At 72.9% G+C, this 25,526-nt stretch carries 22 protein-coding genes and 1 pseudogene; 5 read left to right on the top strand and 18 right to left on the bottom strand.

Features of this window, described 5'->3' with window-relative positions:
- Nucleotides 1-20: 20 nt before the first annotated feature.
- Nucleotides 21-1,742, bottom strand: coding sequence for a 2-isopropylmalate synthase (gene leuA / locus ACIQR3_RS21595; protein ID WP_403541212.1), 1,722 nt, complete (start codon nt 1,740-1,742; stop codon nt 21-23).
- Between the two features lie 336 nt (nt 1,743-2,078).
- Here leuA and ACIQR3_RS21590 point away from each other — a divergent pair, with 336 nt between their 5' ends.
- Genes ACIQR3_RS21590 through ACIQR3_RS21580 form a run of 3 tightly spaced genes read left to right on the top strand, consistent with a single transcriptional unit; the run spans nt 2,079 to nt 4,822 of the window.
- On the top strand, nt 2,079-3,173 hold the full coding sequence (locus ACIQR3_RS21590; protein ID WP_403541209.1) for a M4 family metallopeptidase: 1,095 nt from the start codon (nt 2,079-2,081) through the stop codon (nt 3,171-3,173).
- Between the two features lie 35 nt (nt 3,174-3,208).
- A complete protein-coding gene (locus ACIQR3_RS21585) occupies nt 3,209-3,475 on the top strand; it encodes a protealysin inhibitor emfourin (protein ID WP_403541208.1) in 267 nt (88 codons plus the stop codon).
- A gap of 39 nt (nt 3,476-3,514) precedes the next feature.
- Nucleotides 3,515-4,822, top strand: a complete 1,308-nt coding sequence (locus ACIQR3_RS21580; RefSeq protein ID WP_403541206.1) for a GH1 family beta-glucosidase — start codon at nt 3,515-3,517, stop codon at nt 4,820-4,822.
- 1 nt (nt 4,823) lies between these two features.
- Here ACIQR3_RS21580 and era read toward each other — a convergent pair whose 3' ends face one another.
- From era to ACIQR3_RS21540, 8 genes are all read right to left on the bottom strand, one after another.
- Entirely contained in the window at nt 4,824-5,783 is a 960-nt protein-coding gene (gene era / locus ACIQR3_RS21575) for a GTPase Era (RefSeq protein WP_403541205.1), read from the bottom strand.
- Nucleotides 5,784-5,877: 94 nt separating this feature from the next.
- The gene (locus ACIQR3_RS21570) at nt 5,878-6,240 is read right to left on the bottom strand and encodes a cytidine deaminase (protein WP_403541203.1); all 363 of its coding nucleotides are present in this window, start codon (nt 6,238-6,240) and stop codon (nt 5,878-5,880) included.
- Nucleotides 6,237-7,397 carry a methyltransferase gene (locus ACIQR3_RS21565; RefSeq protein ID WP_403541202.1) on the bottom strand — a complete coding sequence of 387 codons (1,161 nt, stop codon included), beginning with the start codon at nt 7,395-7,397 and terminating at the stop codon, nt 6,237-6,239. The genes ACIQR3_RS21570 and ACIQR3_RS21565 overlap by 4 nt, the downstream gene beginning before the upstream one ends.
- A 206-nt stretch (nt 7,398-7,603) precedes the next feature.
- Complete coding sequence (locus ACIQR3_RS21560; RefSeq protein WP_403541200.1) at nt 7,604-7,963, bottom strand: MmcQ/YjbR family DNA-binding protein; 360 nt, start codon at nt 7,961-7,963, stop codon at nt 7,604-7,606.
- Entirely contained in the window at nt 7,960-9,228 is a 1,269-nt protein-coding gene (locus ACIQR3_RS21555; protein WP_403541198.1) for a hemolysin family protein, read from the bottom strand. The genes ACIQR3_RS21560 and ACIQR3_RS21555 overlap by 4 nt, the downstream gene beginning before the upstream one ends.
- Nucleotides 9,225-9,722, bottom strand: a complete 498-nt coding sequence (gene ybeY / locus ACIQR3_RS21550) for an rRNA maturation RNase YbeY (RefSeq protein ID WP_215169129.1) — start codon at nt 9,720-9,722, stop codon at nt 9,225-9,227. The genes ACIQR3_RS21555 and ybeY overlap by 4 nt, the downstream gene beginning before the upstream one ends.
- 12 nt (nt 9,723-9,734) lie before the next feature.
- On the bottom strand, nt 9,735-11,894 hold the full coding sequence (locus ACIQR3_RS21545; protein ID WP_403541195.1) for a PhoH family protein: 2,160 nt from the start codon (nt 11,892-11,894) through the stop codon (nt 9,735-9,737).
- A 176-nt stretch (nt 11,895-12,070) separates the two neighbouring features.
- On the bottom strand, nt 12,071-13,219 hold the full coding sequence (locus tag ACIQR3_RS21540) for a carbohydrate kinase family protein (RefSeq protein WP_403541192.1): 1,149 nt from the start codon (nt 13,217-13,219) through the stop codon (nt 12,071-12,073).
- 250 nt (nt 13,220-13,469) lie between these two features.
- Between ACIQR3_RS21540 and ACIQR3_RS21535 the strand changes: the two are divergent.
- A pseudogene (locus ACIQR3_RS21535) lies at nt 13,470-13,646 on the top strand (IclR family transcriptional regulator); the annotation flags it as partial.
- Between the two features lie 196 nt (nt 13,647-13,842).
- On the top strand, nt 13,843-15,168 hold the full coding sequence (locus ACIQR3_RS21530) for an MFS transporter (protein WP_403541190.1): 1,326 nt from the start codon (nt 13,843-13,845) through the stop codon (nt 15,166-15,168).
- A 1-nt stretch (nt 15,169) separates the two neighbouring features.
- On the opposite strand, the gene ACIQR3_RS21525 is transcribed toward ACIQR3_RS21530, so the two are convergent.
- The 9 genes from ACIQR3_RS21525 to hrcA all read right to left on the bottom strand — a co-directional run bounded on the left by ACIQR3_RS21525 (nt 15,170) and on the right by hrcA (nt 25,516).
- Entirely contained in the window at nt 15,170-16,162 is a 993-nt protein-coding gene (locus ACIQR3_RS21525; RefSeq protein ID WP_403541187.1) for an adenosine deaminase, read from the bottom strand.
- Between the two features lie 20 nt (nt 16,163-16,182).
- A complete protein-coding gene (locus tag ACIQR3_RS21520; protein ID WP_403541185.1) occupies nt 16,183-17,088 on the bottom strand; it encodes a ribonuclease Z in 906 nt (301 codons plus the stop codon).
- A 3-nt stretch (nt 17,089-17,091) separates the two neighbouring features.
- The gene (locus tag ACIQR3_RS21515; RefSeq protein ID WP_403541184.1) at nt 17,092-17,445 is read right to left on the bottom strand and encodes a histidine triad nucleotide-binding protein; all 354 of its coding nucleotides are present in this window, start codon (nt 17,443-17,445) and stop codon (nt 17,092-17,094) included.
- Between the two features lie 77 nt (nt 17,446-17,522).
- Nucleotides 17,523-20,702 carry a S41 family peptidase gene (locus ACIQR3_RS21510; protein WP_403541182.1) on the bottom strand — a complete coding sequence of 1,060 codons (3,180 nt, stop codon included), beginning with the start codon at nt 20,700-20,702 and terminating at the stop codon, nt 17,523-17,525.
- A 99-nt stretch (nt 20,703-20,801) separates the two neighbouring features.
- Complete coding sequence (locus ACIQR3_RS21505; protein ID WP_403541180.1) at nt 20,802-21,329, bottom strand: hypothetical protein; 528 nt, start codon at nt 21,327-21,329, stop codon at nt 20,802-20,804.
- Between the two features lie 71 nt (nt 21,330-21,400).
- Nucleotides 21,401-22,144, bottom strand: coding sequence for a 16S rRNA (uracil(1498)-N(3))-methyltransferase (locus tag ACIQR3_RS21500; RefSeq protein ID WP_403541177.1), 744 nt, complete (start codon nt 22,142-22,144; stop codon nt 21,401-21,403).
- The gene (locus ACIQR3_RS21495) at nt 22,141-23,226 is read right to left on the bottom strand and encodes a nitronate monooxygenase (RefSeq protein ID WP_403541175.1); all 1,086 of its coding nucleotides are present in this window, start codon (nt 23,224-23,226) and stop codon (nt 22,141-22,143) included. Before ACIQR3_RS21495 ends, ACIQR3_RS21500 begins: the two co-directional genes overlap by 4 nt.
- A gap of 136 nt (nt 23,227-23,362) precedes the next feature.
- The gene (gene dnaJ / locus ACIQR3_RS21490) at nt 23,363-24,499 is read right to left on the bottom strand and encodes a molecular chaperone DnaJ (protein ID WP_215169111.1); all 1,137 of its coding nucleotides are present in this window, start codon (nt 24,497-24,499) and stop codon (nt 23,363-23,365) included.
- A complete protein-coding gene (gene hrcA / locus ACIQR3_RS21485; RefSeq protein ID WP_215169109.1) occupies nt 24,500-25,516 on the bottom strand; it encodes a heat-inducible transcriptional repressor HrcA in 1,017 nt (338 codons plus the stop codon).
- Nucleotides 25,517-25,526: the final 10 nt, after the last annotated feature.

The raw sequence follows: 25,526 nt of genomic DNA, 5'->3' as shown, positions 1-25,526 counted from the left end.
CGGACCACTGGTTCGGCTGGTCAGCGGGCCGCCCGGTTGACGGCGGAGACGACCGCCTTCAGCGAGGCGCGCGTCGTGTTCGCGTCGATTCCGATCCCCCACAGGACCTTGCCGTCGATGGCGCACTCGATGTACGAGGCGGCCTGCGCGGAGGCGCCCTCGCTCATCGTGTGCTCCTGGTAGTCCAGCAGGCGTACGTCGATGCCGACGGCCTGGAGGGCGTCGAAGAAGGCCGAGATCGGACCGTTGCCCGAGCCGGTCAGCACGGTGTCGGCGCCGTCGACCGTGGCCTCCACGGTGAGGGTGTCCACGCCGTCCCGGTCGGTGGTCGTCTGGCCGGTGCGGACCTGGATGCGCCCCCAGGCGTTGTCCGGGTTGGGCAGGTACTCGTCCTGGAAGACCTCCCAGATCGCCGCCGGGGTGATCTCGCCGCCCTCGGCGTCCGTCTTCGCCTGGATGATCTTCGAGAACTCGATCTGCATCCGGCGCGGCAGGTCCAGCTTGTGGTCGTTCTTCAGGACGTAGGCGATCCCGCCCTTGCCGGACTGCGAGTTGACCCGGATGACCGCCTCGTAGGACCGGCCGACGTCCTTGGGGTCGATCGGCAGGTAGGGCACGGCCCATTCGAGGTCGTCGACCGTGACCCCGCGAGCCGCCGCGTCGGCCTCCATCGCGTCGAAGCCCTTCTTGATGGCGTCCTGGTGGGAGCCGGAGAAGGACGTGTAGACCAGGTCGCCCACATACGGGTGGCGCGGGTGGACCTCCATCTGGTTGCAGTACTCCCACGTACGACGGATCTCGTCGATGTCGGAGAAGTCGATCTGCGGGTCGACGCCCTGGGAGAACAGGTTCATGCCCAGGGTGACCAGGTCGACGTTGCCGGTGCGCTCGCCCTGGCCGAACAGGCAGCCCTCGACGCGGTCGGCGCCGGCCATCAGGGCCAGCTCGGCCGCCGCCACCGCCGTACCGCGGTCGTTGTGCGGGTGGACGGAGAGCACCACGTGCTCGCGGCGGGACAGGTTGCGGTGCATCCACTCGAAGCGGTCCGCGTGCGTGGACGGCGTCGAACGCTCCACGGTCGCGGGCAGGTTGAGGATGATCTCGCGGTCCGGGCCGGGCTGGTAGACGTCCATCACCGCCTCGCAGACCTCCAGGGCGAAGTCCAGCTCGGTGTCGGTGAAGATCTCCGGGCTGTACTGGTAGCCGAAGACCGTCTCCGGGCCCAGCAGCTTCTCCGCGTACTCCATGACCAGCCGCGTGCCGTCGACGGCGATCTGCTTGATGTCGTCCCTGGAGCCGCGGAAGACGACCCGGCGGAAGACCGGCGCGGTGGCGTTGTACAGGTGGACGGTGGCCCGCTTGGCGCCCTTCAGCGACTCCACGGTCCGCTCGATCAGGTCCTCGCGGGCCTGGGTCAGTACGGAGATGGTGACGTCGTCGGGGATGGCGTCCGGGTCCTCGATGATGGAGCGGACGAAGTCGTAGTCGGTCTGGCCGGAGGCCGGGAAGCCGACCTCGATCTCCTTGTAGCCCATCGTGACCAGCAGGTCGAACATCGCGCGCTTGCGGGCGGGCGACATGGGGTCGATCAGGGCCTGGTTGCCGTCGCGCAGGTCGGTGGAGAGCCAGCGGGGGGCGGTGGTGATCCGCTGGTTCGGCCAGGTGCGGTCGGCGATGTCGACCTGCTCGTAGCCGCGGTACTTCTGGATCGGCATGGAACTGGGCTGCTGGCGGTTGACCATGGTGGCGTGGGCTCCTCGATGTGTCCGCGGTGTCCGCGAGTCCGGAAGGACGGCCGACGGCAACGCAGAAGCTCCGCGGGGAGGGAGTCGGCCTCGACTACAGGCCCTCGCCGCGGCAGCTAAGGAGAAGCAGCCCGAAACGCATGGTGCTGTGCAGCCTAGCCCAGCCGTGCCGGATACGCGGGTCCGTATCAGTATGCGGGACCCGTGGGAGAACCGGGACAAAAAGTGCCGCATACCACTTCAGGGGCGTCAGGGTCGCCCGGCGACGGCCCATTTCACCAATCATGGTTGCCGCTAGTGACAGGTGCGCTACGCAGTGCGATGGTTCTGGGCATGAACACCAACGGGGGCTTCGAGCCCGTCTTCTGCACCATCGTCCCACCGCACGTCCTGGACAAGCTCGCCCAGGCCGACGACCCCGTGCTCGCCGGACCGGCCCGCCGCACCCTCCAGCGCGACGCCTACGAGCGCACCCAGCGCCGCCTGACCACGGTGGTCGGCGCCCGCGCGCTGGCCGCGCCCGCCACCGCCGAGGCCGGCACCCCGCACCGCACGATCTACGACGCCCGCAACGGCACCGACCTGCCCGGCACCAAGGTGCGCGGCGAGGGCGACGACCCCGGCAAGGACGCCACCGTCAACCGCGCCTACGCGGGCCTCGGCGCCACCTTCGAGGTGCTGCTGAAGGCGTACGGCCGCGACTCCATCGACGGCAACGGCCTGCCGCTGGACGCGACCGTGCACTACGACCGCGAGTACGGCAACGCCTTCTGGAACGGCGAGCAGATGGTGTTCGGCGACGGCGACGGCGAGATCTTCCTCGACTTCACCATCCCCCTCGACGTCATCGGCCACGAACTGGTCCACGGCGTCACCCAGTACACGGCCAACCTGACCTACTTCGGCCAGAGCGGCGCCCTCAACGAGTCGGTGTCGGACGTGTTCGGCTCCCTCATCAAGCAGTACTCGCTCGGGCAGACCGCCGACCAGGCGGACTGGCTGATCGGCGCCGGCCTGCTCGCCCCGCGCGTCACCGGGGTGGCGCTGCGCTCGATGAAGGCGCCGGGCACGGCCTACGACGACGACGTCCTCGGCAAGGACCCGCAGCCCGCGACGATGGACGGCTACATCAACACCGGCTCGGACAACGGCGGCGTGCACATCAACTCCGGCATCCCCAACCACGCCTTCTACCTCTTCGCCACGGCGCTCGGCGGCAAGGCGTGGGAGCGCGCCGGGCAGGTCTGGTACGACGTGCTGACCGGCGGCGAGCTGGGCCAGGACGCGACGTTCGAGGAGTTCGCCGGGCTGACCCTGGCGGCGGCCCGCGAACGCTACGGCGACGCGGAGGAGCTGGACGCGGTGGGCAAGGCCTGGGAGCGGGTCGGGGTCCAGGCGGGCGCCCAGGCCGGGACACGGGCCGGGTAGTTCCGTACCGGGCGCCGGCGTACTAGACACGGACCATGCGGATTCAGGTGACGCGCACAGGAGGCTTCGCGGGCGTCGAACGCCACGCGGAGGTGGACACCCGGGGCCGCCCGGACGCGCAGGAGTGGCACGCGCTGGCCGCGCGGGCCCTGGAGGGCGCCCGGGCCACCCCGCCCGCCGGGGTCCCGGACGGGTTCGGCTACCGGATCACCGTGGACGGCCGGACGGTCCACGCCGCGGACCCCCGGCTGACGGAGGCCCAACGGGAGCTGGTCCGGCGGGTGTTGAAAGAGGGTGCGTAGCGGTTGACGTGAGTCGCGGGCCGTGCGGATGATCCGCGCATGGTGACGACGAACCCGGTGCCCAGGTTCCCGGCCGGCTTCCTGTGGGGAGTGTCGACCTCCGCCCACCAGATCGAGGGGTCCGCCGAGGCGCGCGAGCCGTCCGTGTGGGACGTCTTCACGGACCGGCCCGGCCGGGTACGGGACGGCTCGACGGCGGCGGTGGCCTGCGACCACTGCCGCCGTTACCGCGAGGACGTGGCGCTCCTGGCCGGCCTGGGCGTGGACGCGTACCGCTTCTCGGTGTCCTGGCCGCGGGTGAACTCCCCCGGCGGGCTGGACTTCTACGACCGGCTGACCGACGAGCTGTGCGCGGCGGGCGTCCGTCCGGTGCCGACCCTCTTCCACTGGGACCTGCCGCTCGGCCTCGACTGGCGGGAGCGGGACACGGCGGCCCGGTTCGCGGCGTACGCGGCGCGGGTCGCGGACCGGCTCGGTGACCGGATCAGCACGTGGATCACCCTCAACGAGCCCGCCGAGCACACCCTCCTCGGCCACGCCCTGGGCGTGCACGCGCCGGGCGAGCGGCTGCTGTTCGACGCGCTGCCGGTGGTCCACCACCAGCTCCTCGCGCACGGCCTGGCGGTACGGGCGCTGCGCGCGGCGGGCGCCACCGGCATCGGCATCGCCAACTCGCACGGCCCGACCTGGCCGGCCTCCGACGACCCCGCCGACCGGGAGGCCGCCGGCTTCTACGACGTCCTGCTCAACCGGATGTTCGCCGACCCGCTGCTCCTCGGCCGCTACCCGGACGGCATCGGCGAGCTGATGCCCGGGGACGTGGCGGCCGACCTGGCCGTGATCGCCGAGCCCCTCGACTTCTACGGCGTGAACTACTACGCGCCGACCCGGGTGGGCGCCCCCGCCGGGGAGCACCAGTTCGGCGCCGAACTCCCCTTCTCCGTCCGCCGGATCGAGGGCCGCCCGGTGACCGACTCCGGCTGGCCCGTCGTCCCCGAGGCCCTGACGGAACTGCTCACCGGGTTCCGCGCCCGCTACGGCGACCGGCTCCCGCCGGTCCTGATCACCGAGAACGGCTGCGCCTACGACGGCCTCGACGACCAGGCCCGCATCGCCTACCTGGACGGCCACCTGCGCGCCCTGCACGAGGCGCTGGCGGCCGGGGTGGACGTACGCGGCTACTTCGTGTGGTCGCTGCTGGACAACTTCGAGTGGGCGGAGGGGTACACCCGGCGGTTCGGGCTGGTCCACGTGGACTTCACCACGCAGCGGCGCACGCCGAAGGCGTCGTACGGCTGGTTCCGGGACGTGCTGAGAGCCCAGGGTGAGTCAGAAGCCCAGGCGTGAGTCAGAAGCCCAGCCGGCGCAGCTGCTTGGGGTCGCGCTGCCAGTCCTTGGCCACCTTCACGTGCAGGTCGAGGAAGACGGGGGTGCCGAGCAGCGCCTCGATCTGCTTGCGGGACTTGATGCCGACGTCCTTCAGGCGTTTGCCCTTGGGGCCGATGATGATGCCCTTCTGGCTGGGCCGCTCGATGAACACGTTGGCGTGGATGTCGAGGAGCGGTTTGTCGGCGGGGCGGTCCTCGCGGGGCAGCATCTCCTCCACCACCACGGCGATGGAGTGCGGCAGCTCGTCGCGTACGCCCTCCAGCGCGGCCTCCCGGATCAGCTCGGCGACCATGACCTGCTCGGGCTCGTCGGTGAGGTCGCCCTCGGGGTAGAGCGCGGGGCCCTCGGGCAGGAGCGGGACGAGGAGGTCGGCGAGCAGGTCGACCTGCTTGTCGCCGGTGGCCGACACCGGGACGATCTCGGCCCAGGTGATGCCCAGCTCCTGGCCGAGCTGGTCGACGGCGATGAGCTGCTCGGCGAGGGTCTTGCCGTCCACCAGGTCGGTCTTGGTGACGACGGCGACCTTCGGGGTCTTCTTGATCCCGGCGAGTTCCTTGGCGATGAAGCGGTCGCCGGGGCCGAGCTTCTCGTTGGCGGGCAGACAGAAGCCGATCACGTCGACCTCGGCCCACGTGGTGCGCACCACGTCGTTGAGCCGCTCGCCGAGGAGGGTGCGCGGCTTGTGCAGGCCCGGGGTGTCGACCAGGATCAGCTGGGCGTCCGGCCGGTGCACGATGCCCCGCACGGTGTGCCGGGTCGTCTGCGGGCGGTTGGAGGTGATCGCCACCTTCTGCCCGACCAGAGCGTTCGTGAGGGTGGACTTGCCCGCGTTGGGGCGGCCCACGAAACAGGCGAAGCCCGCCCGGTGTGCGGCCTCGGACGTTTCCGACGGCTCGGATGACTGACTGCGAACGCTCATGGCGCCCATTGTCCCTGATCCACAGGGCCCCGCCGCACCAGTGCCCCGGCACCCGCGCGGAACGCGGGCGTCCGGGGCCCGGCGCCCGCGGGGCTCAGCCCGCGGTGAGCGTCTCCCGGACCTCGCCGTCGGGTCCGGCCACCAGTACCGGCGTCCCGGGGCCGCCCAGGTCCCGTACGGCCGCCCGGTCCTCGTCGGAGACAGCGCCGGCGCCGGTCACCACGGCCGCCGCCTCCAGCGAGGTCGCGCCGGAGGCCACCGCCATCGCCACCGCCGTGCGCAGCGCGCTGAGGTTCAGGGAGTCCAGGGCGACGGTGCCGGCCACGTACGTACGGCCGGTCTCGTCGCGCACGGCGGCGCCCTCGGGCACCTGGTTGCGGGCCCGGGCGGAACGGGCCAGGGTGACGATCTTCTGGTCCTCGGGGGCGAGGGGGGCGAGCGCGCTGCTGTCGGTCATGGGGTGAGCATACGAAAGCGTCCGTCGCCGGTGAGACGCCACAGGGAGGTGACCTCTCCGGCCCTGGCCGCGTGGAGGGGATCGGCGGTGTCCCTCGCCCGTGGGTGCCGGGGCCGGATGTCGGTCCGGTCCAGCACGCGCAGGCCCGCCGCCTCGATGCGGGCCAGGAGTTCGGCGCGGGTACGGAGCCCGAGGCGCTCGGCGAGGTCCGACAGGATCAGCCAGCCCTCGCCGCCCGGTGCGAGGTGGCCGGCGAGGCCGTCCAGGACGTCGCGGAGCATGCCGCCGCCGGGGTCGTAGACGCCCTGCTCCAGGGCGGAGGTGGGCCGGGCGGGGAGCCAGGGCGGGTTGCAGACGACGAGGTCGGCGCGTCCGTCGGGGAACAGGGCGGGACCCACGACGTCGACGCGCCCGGTGAGGCCCAGCCGGCGGACGTTGTCGCGGGCGCAGGCCAGGGCGCGCGGGCTGCTGTCGGTGGCGACGACCCGGTCGATGCCCCGGCGGGCCAGGACGGCGGCGAGCACTCCCGTCCCCGTACCGAGGTCGAACGCGGTACGGCGGCCCGCGCGACGGCCCGGTGCCGGCGCGGGCAGGGGTGCCTGGGCGACGAGGTCGACGTACTCGCCCCTGACCGGGGAGAAGACGCCGTAGTGCGGATGGACGCGGGCGCCGAGGGCCGGTACCTCCACGCCCTTCGTGCGCCACTGGTGGGCTCCGATGACGCCGAGCAGTTCGGTGAGGGAGACGGCCATCGGCCCGGACGGCGGGCCGTACGCCTCGGCGCAGGCCCGGCGTACGTCGGGGGCCCGGCGCAGGTCCAGGCGGTAGTCGTCCCCCAGCAGGACGAGGAGCCTGCCCAGCACGCGGGCGCGGTGGCCGCGGGCCCTGCGGTACTGGTGGAAGGAGTCGGCGGGGTTCTCCCCCGGCCGGGGAGGTTTCCGGTCGACGCGGCGGCCCATCGCCCGCAGCAGTTGCCGTGCGCCGGGGAAGTCGCCCCGCCACAGCAGGGCGGTGCCTTCACAGGCCAGCCGGTGGGCCGTGGCGGCGTTCAGGCGGTCGTCGGCGCCGATGACGCGGGCCGGAGGCGGTGCGGCGCTCTCGGAGTGCCAGCGGGCGGAGCGGGGGGTGTTCGTCTCGGTCCAGTGGATGGTGTTCACCACGTACTCCTCGTGAGTGGACGTGCGGGGGCGCGAAGAGCACTTCGACGAGGAGCAGGGGCAGGGGCAGCCGGCCCGTGCGCGGCACGGGCGGGTCGGTCGGGGCGGGCCGGGCTACCGCTCCTGCGTCGAAGCGCGGGAGGGGGAGTCGCCGAGCACCATGCCGAGCGTCATGACCAGTCCTTCCGGAGAGACGGTGTGCGGGCTCAGGGGCGGTCGAGGCGGAGGCGGTCGGCGCGCGGCAGGCCGGCGACGACCAGGTCGTAGGAGTCCTCGACCAGCTCCCGGACCAGGCGGTCCGGGAGGTCGCCGTCGGCCGTGACCGTGTTCCAGTGCCGTTTGTTCATGTGCCAGCCGGGGACGATCAGGTCCGGGTGCTCGCGGCGCAGGCGGACCGCGTCGTCCGGGTCGCACTTGAGGTTGACGGTGAGCGGGCGCGCGTCCAGGGCCGTCAGGGCGAACATCTTGCCCAGCACCTTGAAGACGGAGAACTCGGGGCCGAAGGGGAAGTCCTCCACGGCCGCGCCGAAGGAGAGGCAGAACGCGCGCAGGTCCCGTGGGTTCATTCCGGCTCCGCCAGGACCGTCACGATCTTGTTGCGGCGGCCTGCGGCGGCCTCCGCCGTCAGGCGCAGGGTCCGGCCGTCGGGCAGGTCGACCGGGGCCGACGCCCCGGCGATCGGCACCCGGCCCAGGGACTTGGCGAGCAGGCCGCCGACGGTCTCCACGTCCTCGTCGTCGAACGCCTCCAGGCCGTACAGCTCGCCCAGGTCGCCGATGTCGAGGCGGGCGGTGACCCGGTAGCGGTCCTCGCCGAGGTCCTGGACCGGCGGGAGTTCGCGGTCGTACTCGTCGGTGATCTCGCCGACGATCTCCTCCAGGATGTCCTCGATGGTGACGATGCCGGCGGTGCCGCCGTACTCGTCGATGACGACGGCGACGTGGTTGCGGTCCTTCTGCATGTCGCGCAGCAGGTCGCCGGCGTTCTTGGTGTCGGGCACGAAGTACGCGGGGCGCATCGCCGTCGACACCAGCTCGCTCTCGGCGTCCCGGCTGATGTGCGTCTTGCGGGCCAGGTCCTTCAGGTACACGATGCCGACGATGTCGTCCTCGCTGTCGCCGGTGACCGGTATCCGGGAGAAACCGGAGCGCAGGGCGAGGGTGAGGGCCTGGCGGATGGTCTTGTAGCGCTCGATGACGACGAGGTCGGTGCGCGGGACCATGACCTCCCGTACCAGGGTGTCGCCCAGCTCGAAGACGGAGTGCACCATGCGGCGCTCCTCGGCCTCGATGAGCGACTCCTTCTCGGCGAGGTCGACCAGCGCGCGCAGCTCCGCCTCGGAGGCGAAGGGGCCCCGGCGGAAGCCCTTGCCGGGGGTGAGGGCGTTGCCGATGAGGATGAGCAGGGGCGGGATCGGGCCCATGATCCTGGCCAGCGGGACCAGGACGTACGCCGCCGCGGTGGCCGTGTTCAGCGGGTGCTGGCGGCCGATGGTGCGCGGCGAGACGCCGACGGCGACGTACGACACCAGCACCATCACGGCGATGGCGATCAGCAGGGCCTCGGTGGTGTTGCTGAACTCGTTGAGGCAGCCGTAGGTGACGAGCGCGGCGGCGGCCATCTCGCAGGCGACGCGGACCAGCAGCGCCACGTTGAGGTAGCGGGTGGGGTCGGCGGCGACCTTGGCGAGCTTGGCGCTGCCGCGCCGCCCGGACCGTACGGCCTCCTCGGCGCGGAAGCTGGAGACGCGGGCGAGCCCGGCCTCCGCGCTCGCGGCGAGCCAGGCGACGACGATCAGGGCGACGGCGCCGGCGATGAGCGGCAGGCTCATGAGACGGTCGGGGCCGGGGACGGGCCGGTCAGGCCCTTCTCCGCGCGCCAGCCGTCCACGATGGCCGCCTGGAGGCCGAACATCTCGGCCTTCTCGTCCGGTTCCTCGTGGTCGTAGCCGAGCAGGTGCAGCACACCGTGGACGGTGAGCAGTTGCAGCTCCTCGTCCATGGTGTGCCGCGTCTCGGCCTCCTTGCCCTGCTTCTCGGCGACCTCGGGGCAGAGCACGATGTCGCCGAGCAGGCCCTGCGGCGGCTCGTCGTCGTCCTTGGACGGCGGACGCAGCTCGTCCATCGGGAAGGACATGACATCGGTGGGGCCGGGGAGGTCCATCCACTGGATGTGGAGCTGCTCCATGGCGTCGGCGTCCACGACGATCACCGAGAGCTCGGAGAGCGGGTGGATGCGCATCCGCGCGAGCGCGTAGCGGGCGATGTCGAGGATCGCCTGCTCGTCGACCTCGGTTCCGGACTCGTTGTTGACGTCGATCGACATGGTCGTGCTGGTCTACTTCCCCTGGGTGCCCTTGGCGCCGGAGGACTTGGCGCGCGGCTTGTGCGCGCCGTTCTCGGTGCCGTGGTCGCTGTCGTACTTCTCGTAGGCGTCGACGATACGGCCCACCAGCTTGTGCCGGACGACGTCCTGGGAGGAGAGCCGGGAGAAGTGGACGTCGTCCACCCCGTCCAGGATGTCCTGGACCTGGCGCAGCCCGGACTTGGTGCCGCCCGGCAGGTCGACCTGGGTCACGTCACCCGTGATCACGATCTTCGAGTCGAAGCCGAGGCGGGTGAGGAACATCTTCATCTGCTCGGGGCTGGTGTTCTGGGCCTCGTCCAGGATGATGAAGGCGTCGTTGAGGGTGTTGTGCGTCAGCAGGTAGTCCTGGGTGACGTACAGCGAGTCCTCGGCCGCGACCTGGATGCAGACGGTCTCCTCCCGGCCCGCGGGCTCGATGCTGTCGATGAAGCGCATCGGGCGTCCGCCGCCTCCCGCCGCGTGGTACTTGTCGCGCTTGCGGGCGAGGCGGAAGGGCTCGATGCCCTCGGGGAGACGGATGTCGATGATGTGGGCGTCGTGCCGGTAGGCGACCTCCCGGCCCCTCGCGAGACCGGGCTTACGGCCCTCGGCAGCCCTGCGGCGGGTGTACGCGACCCCGCCCAGTGACCTCACCAGCGCGATCACGTCGTCGCGCAGGAGAACCGAGGTCGTCGTGTATTGGATGCGGCAGGTGCGGTCCGTCTGAGTGACCGGTCCTCCATCGGAGTCGAGCAGGCCCTGGAGCACGGCCAGTCGGACTTCGGCGGAGTTCTCGAGATAGTCGTCCGGCACGTACTTGGTGTGGGAGCGGAGGCGCAGGAGCTCCAGGTCACGAAGAAGCCGCGTGACCGGGTTCTCCAGGGTGACCACGTCACCCGGCGACTTGATCCGGTTGAGGGCGTAGTCGGGTCCGCCTCGGTGGCGTGCCCTGATACCAGGGATCGCCGCTTCGAGAGCCTGCGCCAGCTCAGGGTCTTCTGTCGCGAACGACGGGGTGGTGGATCCGGTCAGACAGCCGTCACCCAGCAGCAGTCCCAGGGCGTACGGGTCCATGGGAACATCACGTTCGGGAAGCTGGACCGGTGCTGTGAGGAGGGGCAGCTCGTACCGGCGTGCGTGTGCCGCGCGCAGGTTGCCGATCATCTCTTGCGTCTCCAGGACGTGCCAGGGCTTGTCGCGGCGCTTGTCGGCCGCCGTGCGGACCGTCCACAAGTGTTCGCCGCAGCACAAGGTCCAGGAGCCGTCCTGGGCACTGACTCGGTAGATGTCCTTCTCGCCCTGCGGATAGACACCAAGGACCGGAGTGGGCTTGCCGTCGGAGCCGACGACCAGGTCACCCACCTGGAGGTCGCCGATGGGGCGCCAGCCATCCGGTGTCAGAACCTTTGTGAAGGTCGGCTGTGCACGACCGCGCATGTATGCCAGCGGCGCCACCTCGATCGTGCCGGCCGCCATCAGCCGGGGGATCGAGTCCGGGTCGATCATGTCGTGCAGGGCGTCGTAGAGCGGGCGCAGGTAGGGGTCGATCTTCTCGTAGAGGGTGCCGGGCAGGAAGCCCAGGCGCTCGCCGGCCTCGACCGCGGGGCGGGTCAGGATGATGCGGTTGACCTGCTTGGACTGGAGGGCCTGGACGGCCTTGGCCATGGCCAGGTAGGTCTTGCCGGTGCCGGCGGGGCCGATGCCGAAGACGATGGTGTGCTTGTCGATGGCGTCGACGTACCGCTTCTGGTTGAGCGTCTTGGGGCGGATGGTGCGGCCTCGCGAGGACAGGATGTTCTGCGTGAGCACCTCGGCCGGGGTCTCCTGGCCGTCGCTCTCCCCGTTCTCGCTCGCCTTGAGCATGGCGATCGAGCGTTCCACTGCGTCCTCCGTCATCGGCTGCCCGGTGCGGAGCACCAGCATCATCTCGTCGAACACGCGCTGAATGAGGGCGACGTCCGCAACGTCGCCGGTCGCGCTGATCTCGTTGCCCCGGACGTGGATGTCGGCCGCCGGGAATGCCTTCTCGATCACGCGCAGCAGGGAGTCTCCGGACCCCAGGACGGTCACCATGGGGTGCTGGGCGGGGACGGTGAACCGTGCACTCGCCTGCCGCTGCGCGGGGGTGTGAGCTGTGGGTGTCTGAGTCATGGGCCGGCGCTCAAGGCCTGCGGTTCCTCCTCGTCATGGCCGCACGCTGAGGGCGGCCTCGCGTGTTCCAGGGTACGACGGTGGACTGACAACACCGTAGGAGTTTTCGTATCACCGCGGTCCGCCCGCTCCGGGCCGCTACGGTTCGCTCGCTCCGGGCCGCTCAGCGCAGTCGCTCACTGCGGTCGGCGGAAGCCGATCGTGGGGACCGCGCGGCGCAGCGGCCACGGGCGGGCCGCGTGGCAGGGGCCGCCGTCGGGCACGAGGTCGGCCAGGAAGGCGTACCGGGACAGGGCCGCCGGGTCCTGGTCGTCGACGGACTGGACCTCGCGCCACCAGGCGCCGACCTCGGACCAGCCGGGCGCGGACAGGGAGCCGCCGAACTCCTGGACGGAGAGGGCGGCGGTCAGCCCGGCGAAGGCGAGGCGGTCGGCGAGCGGCCAGCCGGCCAGGGTGCCGGTGACGAACCCGGCGACGAAGACGTCCCCGGCGCCGGTCGGGTCGAGGGCCTCCACGGCGATGGCGGGGACCTCGGCGGTCTCCCCCGTGCGCCGGTCCACCGCGTAGGCGCCCTCTGCGCCGAGGGTGACGACGGCCAGCGGTACGTGCTCGGTGAGGGCGTGGGCGGCGGCGCGCGGGCAGTCGGTGCCGGTGTAGCGCATCGCCTCCTCGGCATTGGGCAGGAACGCCTCGCAGTGCGCCAGGTCGGGCAGGGCGGCCAGGTCCCAGGCGCCGGTGTCGTCCCAGCCGACGTCGGCGAAGACGCGGGTGCCGTGCGCGGCGGCCCGGGCGATCCAGGGGGCGCGGACGCCGGGGGCGAGGGAGGCGACGGCGCCGCGCGCGCGTGGGGGGCAGCCGGGGGCGGGCTGTTCCTCGGCGGGGGCCTCGTGGCCGTGGGAGACCATCGTGCGTTCGCCCTCGTACGCCATGGAGACCGTGACCGGGGAGTGCCAGCCGGGGACGGTGCGGGAGGGGGTCAGGTCGATGCCCTCGCCCTGTTCGAGGGCGTCCCAGCAGTAGTCGCCGTAGTGGTCGTCGCCGAAGGCCGCGGCGAGCGAGGTGCGCAGGCCGAGGCGGGCCAGGGCGGTGGCCATGTTGGCGACGCCGCCGGGACTCGAACCCATCCCGCGGGCCCAGGACTCGGTGCCGCGCACCGGGGCGGAGTCGAGGCCGGTGAAGATGATGTCGAGGAAGACGGTGCCGGTGAGGTAGACGTCGACGGGCGGGTCGCCGGGGGCGCGCAGGGCGGCCAGCGGGTCGGCCGACGGGCCGGCACCCGGGTGCCGGTGATGCCCCTCTCCGAAGGGCGCGATGGACGCGGTCACGTGAGCGCTCCCTGACGTGGTGCGGATGCAGGCCAGTGTGCACCACGGCACCGACAGTGCGTCGGCCGTCGCGCCGGGCGCCGGGGCGGTCCGGGGCGGATCGGTGCGCGTACCGCGCGAGGTGCAGGGCGGGCGCCGGTCGACCCCTGGTGGTGTCCGGGGTTCCGTCGACCGCTGGATGCCGGGTGCGTCGGCCGGGACCTGGCTTCCTCTCCTGTGACGCGGGCGCGGTGACCGCCGAGGCCGCGCCGGCGTCCCCGGCATCGTCGGCGTTGCGCCGCGCTACGACAACCCCGTCCAGGACGCGATCAGTTGCCCGGCACCGGTGGCCCGGCTGACGCCCGCGCACGAGCGGCGGATCGTCGCGGTGACGCGGGAGATCCGGGCGAAAGTGGAGGCATCCGTTCCGGGCGGGAACGGGTCGGTCGACCGGTGGCAGCGCCCACTGCTACCCGGCTTCCCGGTATGCAAACCATACAGTGACCTAGATCACATCATCTGGTTTCGCTCGCGCCTGCCCGCGCTTGATACAAATTGCCCGCGCGCCTGTCAATCAAAGGTCGCAGTCTCTCCTTTCTTTGCACTTCCCTGACCGCTTCCTTTCGCATGCCTTGGGAACGCCCGTGTTCGCCCGCACCACCCCCTGGCCCCTCGTCGCCCTTTTCACGGCCGGGTACCTCGCCCCGTACCTGCTGCCCACCACCGTCGGCAGACTGGACGCCGGGCTCCCCCTGACCGCCACCCAGGCCGGTGCCGTCGGCAGCGCGCTGCTGCTCAGCTCGGCGTCGGCCGGATTCCTGCTCGCCTCCCGCGTGGAGCGGGCCGGCGCCCGGACCCTGGCCCGGCTGGGCCTCGCCCTGGCCGCCCTCGGCTACGGCGCCGCCGCGCTCACCGCCTCCGTACCGGCCGTCGTGGCCGGCGCGGTCGTGGGCGGGTTCGGGTCGGGTACGGCGACGACGGTCGCCGCCACCCGGATCGCCGCGGAGAAGGACCCCCACCGGGCGTCCACGCTCGGCCTGTTGTCCGTCTCCGCGCTGGCCGCCGCCGTCTACCTGACCGTCCCGCACCTCGGGTCCGGGCACGGGCTGCCGCTGGCCGCCATAGCGCTGACCGCGCTGGCCGTGTGGCCGCTGACCGGCCGACTGCCCGGCCCGACCCGGGACGTGACGGCCGGTCACGAGCGGGCCCCGCTCCCCCGCCGCCGCTCCGGACTGGTCCTCGCCGGCGCGATGGTGTGCTGGTCGCTCGCGCAGAACTCCCTGTGGGGCGTGAGCAGCCGGATCGGCCTGGAACAGGCGCACCTCGGCGAGGCCGCGCTCGGCGCGGTCCTCGCGGCGGCGCTGGGCGCGGGACTGGTCGGGGTGCTGACCGCCGGGGCGCTCGGCGCCCGGCTGGGGCGCGCGGTGCCGGTGGGCGCCGGGACGGTGCTGATCGCCGGGTGCATCGCGCTGACCGCGTCCGCGACCGGGCCCGTCTCCTTCACTGCCGGGGAGATCGTCTGGAACACCCTCTACCCGGTGGTGCTGTCCTACCTGATCGGCCTCGCCGCCTCGCTCGACCCGCGCGGCCGGTGGGCGGTGCTCATCGGGTCGGCGTCCTCGCTGGGCACCTCGGCCGGGCCGCTGACCGGCAGTGTGCTGGCCGCGCAGGCCGGGTTCGCCGGCATGGGCGTGGTCCTCGGCGCCGGGCTGCTGCTGATCGCCGTGCCGATGACGGCCGTGGCCCTGCACACCGGCGGGCGTCCGCTGCTGCCCGGCGCGGTCCGCCGGCGCGGCGGTCACGCGGCCGCCGTGGTCGCCGCGACCACCGGCACGCCGAGCGGGGCGGTGCCGGAGGTCGGGGCGCCGGAGCAGCCGGTCGTGGAGATCCCGGTGGACGGCGCGGCCGTTCCCGTCCGGCGGGCCTACGGCACGGCGGGACCCCACCAGCAGGGCCCCTCGGCCGGGTGAGCTAGGAGAAGACGTACGCCTCCACCTCGGCGAGGTACGTGGCCCGCAGCTCCTCGTCGTCCTCCAGGAAGGAGGCGAGGAAGGAGTTGCGGGCCAGTTCGCGCAGGCGGTCCTCGGTGAGGCCCAGGGTGTCCCGTACGGCGTCGAAGTTGTCGCCCGCGTAGCCGCCGAAGTAGGCCGGGTCGTCGGAGTTGACCGTGCACAGCAGCCCGGCGTCGAGCAGGGCGGGCAGCGGGTGGTCGGCGAGGGTGTCGACGGTGCGCAGCCGGACGTTGGACAGGGGGCAGAGGGTGAGCGGGACGCGGTCCCGTACCAGGCGCTCCACCAGGGCCGGGTCCTCGGCGCAGCGCAGGCCGTGGTCGATGCGTTCGACGCCGAGCACGTCCAGGGCCTCGGTGATGTAGGCCGGCGGGCCCTCCTCGCCGGCGTGCGCGACCCGGCGCAGACCGAGGGCCGCGGCCTCGGCGTAGACCTCGCGGAACTTGGCCGGCGGGTGGCCGACCTCGGCGGAGTCCAGACCGATGCCGGTGATGCGGTCCAGGTAGGGGCGGGCGGCGGTCAGCGTCTCCAGGGCCGCGTCGGCGGGCTGGTCGCGCAGGAAGCACAGGATCAGCCGGGTGGAGACGCCGTGGTTCTCCCGGCTGCGGCCGAGCGCCCGCCACAGCCCCTCGACGACCGTGCCCAGCGGGACGCCCCGGGCGGTGTGCGCCTGCGGGTCGAAGAAGATCTCCGCGTGCCGCACGCCCTGCGCGGCGGCGCGGGCCAGGTAGGCGTCGGCGAGGTCCTCGAAGTCCCGCTCGGTGCGCAGCACCGCCATCAGCTCGTAGTACAGGTTCAGGAAGGACTGGAGGTCGGCGAAACGGTACGCCTCGCGCAGGGCCTCGGTGTCCGGGTAACGCAGGGCGACACCGTTGCGGGCGGCCAGCTCGAAGGCCAGCTCCGGCTCCAGGGTGCCTTCGATGTGCAGGTGCAGTTCAGCTTTGGGCAGGGGCATCACAGAATGGTACGGGGACTTTACCGACGTTTCGGAACCGGCACCCGCAGCAGGTCACGGGCCACGGTCAGCTCGCCCTCGTACCCGGCGGCCCGCGCCTGCCGCTCGAACTCCTCCGGTTCGGAGTAGCGCTGGCTGAAGTGGGTGAGGACGAGGTGGCGCACCCCGGCGTCGCGGGCCACGCGGGCCGCCTGCCCCGCGGTGAGGTGGCCGTGCTCGACGGCGAGGGTCTCGTCCTCGTCGAGGAAGGTCGACTCGATGACCAGCAGGTCGCAGCCGTCGGCGAGCGCGTACACGCCGTCGCAGAGGCGGGTGTCCATGACGAACGCGAACCGCTGGCCCCGGCGGACCTCGCTGACCTCGTCCAGGGAGACCCCGTTCAGCGCACCCTCGCGCTGGAGGCGGCCGACGTCCGGGCCCTGGATGCCGTGCGCGGCGAGCCGGTCGGGCAGCATGCGGCGGCCGTCGGGCTCGGTGAGGCGGTAGCCGTAGGACTCCACGGGATGCGAGAGGCGGTGGGCGTCGAGGGTGTAGGCGGGGGTGCGGGCCAGGACCCCGTCCGTGTCCACCGGGGCCTCGGTGAGGGCGACCGTCTCGCGGTAGGCGGTGGCGTACCGGAGGCGGTCGAAGAAGCGCTGCCCGGAGCGGGGGTAGTGGGCGGTGACCTCGTGCGGGACGCGGTCGAGGTTGATGCGCTGGATCACACCGGCCAGGCCCAGGCTGTGGTCGCCGTGGAAGTGGGTGACGCAGATCCGGTTCAGGTCGTGGGCGGCGACCCCGGCGCGCAGCATCTGGCGCTGGGTGCCCTCGCCGGGGTCGAACAGGATGCCCTCGCTGTCCCAGCGGAGCAGGTAGCCGTTGTGGTTGCGGTGGCGGGTCGGGACCTGGCTGGCGGTGCCGAGGACGACGAGTTCGCGTACGGACAAGGCTTATCCGGGGGGCCACTGGAGGCCGCGGCCGCCGAGGACGTGGGCGTGCGTGTGCCAGACGGTCTGGCCGGCGCCGGCGCCGGTGTTGAAGACGATGCGGTAGCTGTCCAGCTTCTCGTCGTCGGCGACGGCCTGGGTCTCGCGCAGCACGTCGGCGGCGAGTTCCGGGGCGCCGGCGGCGAGGGCGGCGGCGTCCTTGTAGTGGGCCTTGGGGATCACCAGGACGTGGGTGGGCGCCTGGGGGTTGATGTCGCGGAAGGCGACGGTCGTCTCCGTCTCGCGGACGACGGTCGCCGGGATCTGGCCGGCGACGATCTTGCAGAAGAGGCAGTCTTCCTGGGGGTCCCCTGGCATGTGCGGGTCTCCTTCGGGCGGGTCAGGTGGTGATCGTAAGCGTATCGTCGCCGGGTGCGGACGCCCCCTGGGTGCCCCTAGGAGGGCAGGCCCGGGGGTGTCTTCGCCGGTGCCGTCTCCAGAGCCTCGAGTGCCAGCCGCACCGCCTCGTCCAACTGGGGGTCCCTGCCCGCCGCGTGGTCCTGCGGGCGGTGCTCCACCTCCACGTCCGGGTCGACGCCGTGGTTCTCCACGCCCCACTCGTAGCCCTCCAGCCAGAAGGCGTACTTCGGCTGGGTGACCAGCGTGCCGTCGACCAGCTGGTAGCGGCTGTCGATGCCGATGACGCCGCCCCAGGTGCGGGTGCCGACGACGGGGCCGAGGCCGAGGGCCTTGATCGCGGCGTTGACGATGTCGCCGTCGGAGCCGGAGAACTCGTTGGCGACGGCGACGACCGGGCCGCGCGGGGCGTCCTGCGGATAGCTGTAGGGCCGCATGCCGCGCGGCACGCCCCAGCCGACGATGCGGCGGGCCAGTTTCTCGACGACCAGCTGGGAGGTGTGGCCGCCGCGGTTCTCCCGGACGTCGACGACCAGGCCCTCGCGGGCGACCTCGACGGCCAGGTCGCGGTGGATCTGGGCCCAGCCGGGGGCCTGCATGTCGGGGACGTGGAGGTAGCCGAGCCGGCCGCCGGACAGTTCGTGGACGCGGGCCCGGCGGCCGGCGACCCAGGCGTGGTAGCGCAGGGGTTCCTCGTCGGCGACGGGGACGACCACGACGTGCCGGGCCTCGCCGCCGCCGGCGGGCAGGACGGTCAGCTCGACCGCGGTGCCCGCCGTGCCGACGAGGAGCGGACCGGGGCCGGTGACCGGGTCGACGGGGCGGCCGGAGACGGCGACGATCGCGTCCCCGGCGCGTACCGCGACGCCGGGTGCGGCGAGCGGGGAGCGGGCGTGCGGGTCGGAGGTCTCCGAGGGCAGCACGTGGTCGACGCGCCAGGTGCCGTCCTCGTGGCGGGAGAGGTCGGCGCCGAGCAGGCCCTGCCGGGCGCCGTGGCCGTGGCCGCCGCGCGGGACGACGTAGGCGTGCGAGGTGCCCAGTTCGCCCTGCACCTCCCAGAGGAGGTCGACCAGGTCGTCGTGGGTGGCGACGCGGTCGAGGACGGGGCGGTAGCGGTCCAGTACGCCGTCCCAGTCGACGCCGCTCATGTCGGGCCGCCAGAAGTGGTCCCGCATGACGCGGCCGGTCTCCTCGTACATCTGCCGCCACTCGGCGGCCGGGTCGACGGTCCCCAGGACGCGGGAGAGGTCGACGGTGATGTTGGTGTCGCTGTCGTCGTCGTTCGAGGCGCGGCGGTCGCTGGGGACGACCTTGAGGCGGCCGTCGGTCCACAGCAGGACGCGTTTGCCGTCGCCGCTGACGGTGAAGCGGTCGGCGTCCGAGGCCAGGTGCTCGACGCGCTGCTGGGCGAGGTCGTAGCGCTCCAGCTCCGGGCCCGGGTCGGGGTCCTCGGGGGTGGCCCGGGAGGCGCCGAGGACGCCGGTGACCGGGTGGCGCAGCCACAGCACGCCGTCCTTGGCGGCGCGCAGGCCGGAGTAGCGGGCGGCCTCGACCGGGAAGGGCACGATCCGGTCGGCGAGTCCTTCGAGGTCGACGCGGGTGGTGGGGGCGCCCTCGCTGTCGGGGGTGCCCTCCTTGTCGGCGGCCTCGAAGGGGCGGCCGTGGCGCTGCGGGCCGAACGGCGACGGTGTCGTCGCGGCCAGCGTGATCAGGTGCGGGCGGGTGCCCTCGACGAAGCCCAGGTCGAAGACGTGCTCGTCGTAGACCGGGTCGAAGGAGCGGGTGGACAGGAACGCCAGGTGCTTGCCGTCGAGGGTGAAGGCGGGGGCGTAGTCCTGGAAGCGCAGCGGGGTCGCCTCGGTGACCGTGAGGTCGGTGGTGTTGGCGAGCTTGAGCTGGGACAGGGGGCGGGGCCCCGGGTGGGACCAGGCCAGCCAGGCGGAGTCGGGCGAGAAGACCAGGCCCCGGGCGTCGCCGTCCTCGCTGCGGTCGACCTCGCGGACCTCGCCGGTGGCCCGCTCGACGAGCAGCACCCGGCCGTCGTGGGAGGCGACGGCGGCCTTGCTGCCGTCGGGGGCCATCGCGAGGCCGAGGACGCGGCCGAGCTGTCCGGCGGCGAGGCGGCGCGGGGTGGCGCCGGGCAGCAGGCCGGTGGCGGGCGCGAACTCCAGGGCGTCCTCGCCCTCGGCGTCGGTCACCCACACCGCCCACTGCTCGCCGTCGGCGCGGAAGGCGCGCGGCAGCCGGGCCCGGACGCCGGGGGTGGCGGCCAGCGCGCGGGCGGGTCCGGAGCGGTGGGTGACCCAGTGCACGCCGCCACGGACGGCGACGGCGCTGCCGCGCCCGGTGTGGTCGGGGGAGGCGGAGCCGAACCAGCGGGCGGCGTCGACCGGGTAGGGCTGGAGGTCGACGCGCGGGCCGCCGAGCCGTACGTCGAGGCGGCGGGGCTCGGCGCCGTCCAGGTCGTCCAGCGTCCACAGCTCACCGGCGCTGGAGTAGACGACCCGGGTGCCGTCGGTGGCCGCGTGCCGGGCGTAGAAGCCGTCGAGGGGGGTGTGGCGGCGCAGGTCGGTGCCGTCGGCGAGGGAGGAGTACACCGCGCCGGTGCCCTCGTGGTCGGAGAGGAACGCGAGCCTCCCCCAGTCTCGGCTGCGCTCGACCGGGGGGACCCCCATCCCGACCCAGAAGGGGTACTCGATGTTGCCGTCGAGGTCCTGGTGCAGCCGTACGAACTCGCCGTCGTCCTCGGCGTCGATCCACAGCTTGCCCGCCGTGCCGCCCCGGTACCGCTTCCACCAGGCGGCCTCGCGGCCCATCGGGGCGGACAGCAGCACGGTGTGCGGGCCGAACGCGACGTCGCCGACGGGGCCGTAGGGCAGGGTCTCGGCGGGGCCGCCGTCCAGCGGGACCGCGCGGGCCCAGGTGCGGCGCAGGCTGGCCTGGCCGTAGGTGCTGATGGCCAGCACCCGGCCGTCCGGCAGCCAGCCGCGGACCTGGGTCCTGCTGCCCCAGTACGTCAGCCGCCGGGACGGGCCGCCCTCGACCGGCGCGACGTGCACCTCGGGGGCGCCGTCCCGGGTGGAGGTCCAGGCGACCGTGGTGCCGTCGGGCGAGATGCGCGGCTGGGTGACGGGGGTGTTGTCGGCGCTGACCCGCCAGGCGCGTCCCCCGTCGAGGGGCGCGAGCCACACGTCGTCCTCGGCGGTGAAGGCGGTCAACTCACCGTGTGGATGCGGGAACCGGAGGTAGGCAGCAGCTGCGGACTGAGTCACCCCCTCACCCTAAGCAGCGGCGGCGGCGCGGGACAGGGGTTTGGATCACTTGCCCTCGGGCCAGCACTCGGGGCGGGTCTGGCAGTAGACGGTCTTGGTGACGGTCACGGTGACGGTGGGCCCCGGTCCGTTCCGCGTCGGGTCGCTGTTCACCGGCGGGGTGGGGGTGGCGTCGCAGTCGCCCAGCCCGCTGACCCGGAACCGTTCCTTGCCGTCGACCTTGGCGGTGAGTTCGCCGCGCACGCAGGAGCCCTCGACGACGCGGGTGACGTGGCCGTCGACGGCGATGTCCTTGCCGTCGTCGGTCTGCCCCTCGCAGTCGACCTCCGCCACGGTCCGCTCCCCCGCGGAGGGGCTCGCGCCGCCGTCGTAGGACGCGTTGCAGGTGATCCACCGCACGCCCGTGTCCCGTCGCTCCAGTTCGCGGGTGACCGTCTCGTCGGTGGTGTACGCCACCGACGCGGAACTCACGCCGGCGGGATCGCAGGCCACCACGGAGCCGACGGCCACCACGGCCAGTACGGCGGCCGGCACCCCGCGCCGCCCGAGCCGAAGACGCCTCAAAACCCCCATGCGGGCAGACTGCCACCGACGGGGGCGGGGCGGTAGGGCGCATACGGCCACTCCGCACCACCCCGGCGCGGTCAGCCCCAGCGACCCGTGCGCCCCAGGAGCAGGGCGGCGGCGGCGGTTCCCGCGGTCGAGGTGCGCAGGACAGTGGGGCCGAGCACGTACGGCCGGGCGCCCGCCTCCTGGAAGAGCGCCAACTCCTCCGGGGAGACGCCGCCTTCGGGGCCGACAACGAGCACGATGTCGCCGGTTGCCGGGAGTTCGGCGGTGGCCAGGGGGATCTCGCCGGTCTCGTGGAGTACGGCGGCGAAGTCGGCGTCGGTCAGAAGGGAGGCAACCCGCTTGGTCGTCGCCGCGTCCGCGACCTCGGGGAAGCGGACCCGGCGGGACTGCTTGCCGGCCTCCCGGGCGGTGGCCCGCCACTTGGCGAGCGCCTTGAGGCCCCGGTCGCCCTTCCACTGCGAGACGCACCGGGACGCCGTCCAGGGCACGATCGCGTCGACGCCGACCTCGGTCATCGTCTCGACGGCCAGCTCCCCCCGGTCGCCCTTGGGCAGGGCCTGGACGACGGTGATACGGGGCTGGGGCGCGGGCTCCTCGACGACGGACTCCAGGTCCATGACGACCAGGCGGTCCTTGCCCTCGGCGGCCTTGACGACGCCCTCGGCCCAGTGGCCGCGCCCGTCGGTGAGGACGACGTCCTCGCCGGGCCGCAGCCGCTTCACGGAGACGGCGTGCCGTCCCTCGGGGCCGTCGAGGACGTACTCCCCGCCGGACAGGCCGTCGAGGGAGTCGGCCACGAACACCGGTGCCGTCATCGGTCCGCTCCTCCGGTGGTGTAGTGCGACAATGCCGCCCCGGCGGCGGTGAGTTCGGACACGAGCACCTCCATGAGCTGTCCGGCGGGCAGGTCGCGGGCCATCCGGTGGCCCTGCCCCGCCCACAGGGCCAGGCCCTGCGGGTCGCCCGCCTGCGCGGCCGCCTTGCGCAGCGGCGCGGTGAGGTGGTGGACGTCCGGGTAGGCGGCGGGGGCGTAGGGGCCGTGCTCGCGCAGGAAGCGGTTGACCAGGCCGCGGGCGGGGCGTCCGGAGAAGGCGCGGGTGAGCTGGGTGCGGACGAACAGGGGGTTGGTCAGCGCGGCCTTGTGCAGGGCGTGCGCGCCGGACTCGGCGGTGGCGAGGAAGGCGGTGCCGAGCTGGGCCGCGCTCGCGCCGGCCGCCAGGACGGCGGCGATCTGGCCGCCGCGCATCAGGCCGCCGGCGGCTATGACCGGCAGGTTCACCGTCTCGCGCACCTGGGCGACCAGCGACAGCACCCCGATCCCGGAGCCGTCCGTCTCCGGGGCGTCCCGGTGGGTGCCCTGGTGGCCGCCGGCCTCGACGCCCTGCGCGATCACCGCGTCGGCGCCGGCCTCCTCGACGGCCCGGGCCTCGTCGGCGGTGGTGGCGGTGACCACGGCGAAGGTGCCGACGCGGTGCAGTGCGTCGATCACCTCGCGGCCGGGGACGCCGAAGTGGAACGACACCACCGGCACGGGGTTGTCGAGCAGCACGGCGAGCTTGGTCTCGTAGCCGTCGTCCCGGCCGCTGTCCGGGTCGCCGAGTTCCGTCCCGTACCAGGCGGCCTCGCCGGCCAGCTGGTGGGCGTAGACGCCGATGGCCGCGGGGTCGGCCGTCTCCGGCTGCGGCAGGAAGAGGTTCACGCCGAACGGGCGGCCCGTCAGGCTCCGCAGCTGCTTGATCTCCTGGTACATCCCGTCGGGCGTCTTGTACCCGGCGGCCAGGAAGCCGAGCCCGCCCGCCTCGCAGACGGCGGCGGCCAGCCGGGGCACGGAGACGCCGCCCGCCATGGGAGCCTGCACGATCGGGTACGGGAAGAGATCGGTCAGCGCGGAGGACATGACCGCATCGTGCCATGTCCTCCGGGCAGGACCGAATCCGGCCGTCCGCCCCCCGGCCGGGCTCCGCGCACCGCCGTACGGACCTGCGCCGGCGCCCGTCGAACGCCTCCTCCGGCCGCGAGAACGACCCGTCCGCTCAACGCCCGTTGAAGGCGTCCTTCAGCCGGGAGAACAGCCCCTGCTGACCCGGCTGGAACTGCCCCTGGGGCCGCTCCTCGCCACGCAGCTTGGCCAGTTCGCGCAGCAGGCGCTCCTGGTCGGGGTCGAGCTTGGTCGGGGTCTGGACCTCGACGTGCACGATGAGGTCGCCCCGGCCGCCGCCGCGCAGATGCGTGACGCCCCGGCCGTGCAGCGGGATCGACTGGCCGGACTGGGTACCGGGCCGGATGTCGACCTCCTCCAGGCCGTCCAGCGTCTCCAGCGGCACCTTGGTGCCGAGCGCCGCCGCCGTCATCGGGAGGGTGACCGTGCAGTGCAGGTCGTCGCCCCGGCGCTGGAACTGGGAGTGCGGCAGCTCGTGGATCTCGACGTACAGGTCGCCGGCCGGGCCGCCACCGGGGCCGACCTCGCCCTCGCCCGCGAGCTGGATCCGGGTGCCGTTGTCGACACCGGCCGGGATCTTCACCGTCAGCGTGCGGCGGGAGCGGATGCGGCCGTCGCCCGCGCACTCGGGGCACGGCGTCGGCACGACCGTGCCGAAGCCCTGGCACTGGGGGCAGGGCCGGGAGGTCATGACCTGGCCCAGGAAGGACCGGGTGACCTGCGAGACCTCACCGCGTCCGCGGCACATGTCACAGGTCTGCGCCGAGGTGCCGGGGGCCGCGCCCTCGCCGTTGCAGGTGTTGCAGACGACGGCCGTGTCGACCTGGATGTCCTTGGTCGTACCGAAGGCGGCCTCGTCCAGCTCCACCTCGATTCGGATCATCGCGTCCTGGCCGCGGCGGGTGCGCGAACGGGGTCCCCGCTGCGACGCCGTGCCGAAGAACGCGTCCATGATGTCCGAGAAGTTCCCGAAGCCGCCCGCGCCGAAACCGCCGGCGCCGGCGCCGCCGCTCTGCGACAGGGGGTCGCCGCCGAGGTCGTAGACCTGCTTCTTCTGCGGGTCCGACAGCACCTCGTAGGCGGCGTTGATCTCCTTGAACCGCTCCTGGGTCTTCGGATCGGGGTTGACGTCCGGGTGCAGCTCGCGGGCGAGCCTCCGGAACGCCTTCTTGATCTCGTCCTGGGACGCGTCGCGGCGCACGCCGAGTACGGCGTAGTAGTCCGTGGCCACTTATGACTCCGCCAGGATCTGTCCGACGTACCGTGCCACTGCGCGTACCGCTCCCATCGTTCCCGGGTAGTCCATGCGGGTCGGTCCGACCACGCCGAGCTTGGCAACCGCCTCGCCGCCCGAACCGTAGCCCACCGACACGACGGACGTGGAGTTGAGTCCTTCATGGGCGTTCTCATGACCGATCCGTACGGTCACGCCCGGATCCTTCGCCTCGCCGAGCAGCTTGAGGAGCACGACCTGCTCCTCCAGCGCCTCCAGCACCGGCCGGATCGTGAGGGGGAAGTCATGGCCGAAGCGGGTGAGGTTGGCGGTGCCGCCGATCATCAGCCGCTCCTCGTTCTCCTCGACCAGCGTCTCCAGCAGCGTGGAGAGCACTGTGGCGACCGTACCGCGCTCCTCCGCCTCGAAGGCGTCGGGGAGGTCCTCGACCAGCGTCGGCACGTCCGTGAACCGGCGCCCCGCGACCCGGCTGTTGAGCCGCGCCCGCAGGTCCGCCACCGAGGTCTCGCCGAACGGCGACGGGCAGTCGACCATGCGCTGCTCGACCCGCCCGGTGTCCGTGATCAGCACCAGCATCAGGCGCGCGGGCGCCAGCGAGAGCAGCTCCACGTGCCGCACGGTCGAGCGGGTCAGCGACGGGTACTGCACCACGGCGACCTGCCGGGTCAGCTGCGCCAGCAGCCGCACCGTGCGGGCCACCACGTCGTCGAGGTCGACGGCGCCCTCCAGGAAGTTCTGGATCGCGCGCCGCTCCGGGGCCGTCATCGGCTTGACCCCGGCGAGCTTGTCGACGAAGAGCCGGTAGCCCTTGTCGGTGGGGATGCGCCCGGCGCTGGTGTGCGGCTGGGCGATGAACCCCTCCTCCTCCAGCGCCGCCATGTCGTTGCGCACGGTCGCCGGGGAGACGCCGAGGCTGTGCCGCTCGGTGAGGGCCTTGGAGCCGACGGGCTCCTCGGTGCCGACGTAGTCCTGGACGATGGCGCGCAGCACTTGCAGCCTTCGTTCACTGAGCATCGCGCACACC

The sequence above is a fragment of the Streptomyces sp. NPDC090994 genome, from assembly GCF_044768905.1.
Lineage (GTDB): Bacteria > Actinomycetota > Actinomycetes > Streptomycetales > Streptomycetaceae > Streptomyces.
The sequence above is the reverse complement of the archived record's forward strand: the minus strand, read 5'-3'. Positions and strand labels throughout refer to the sequence as shown.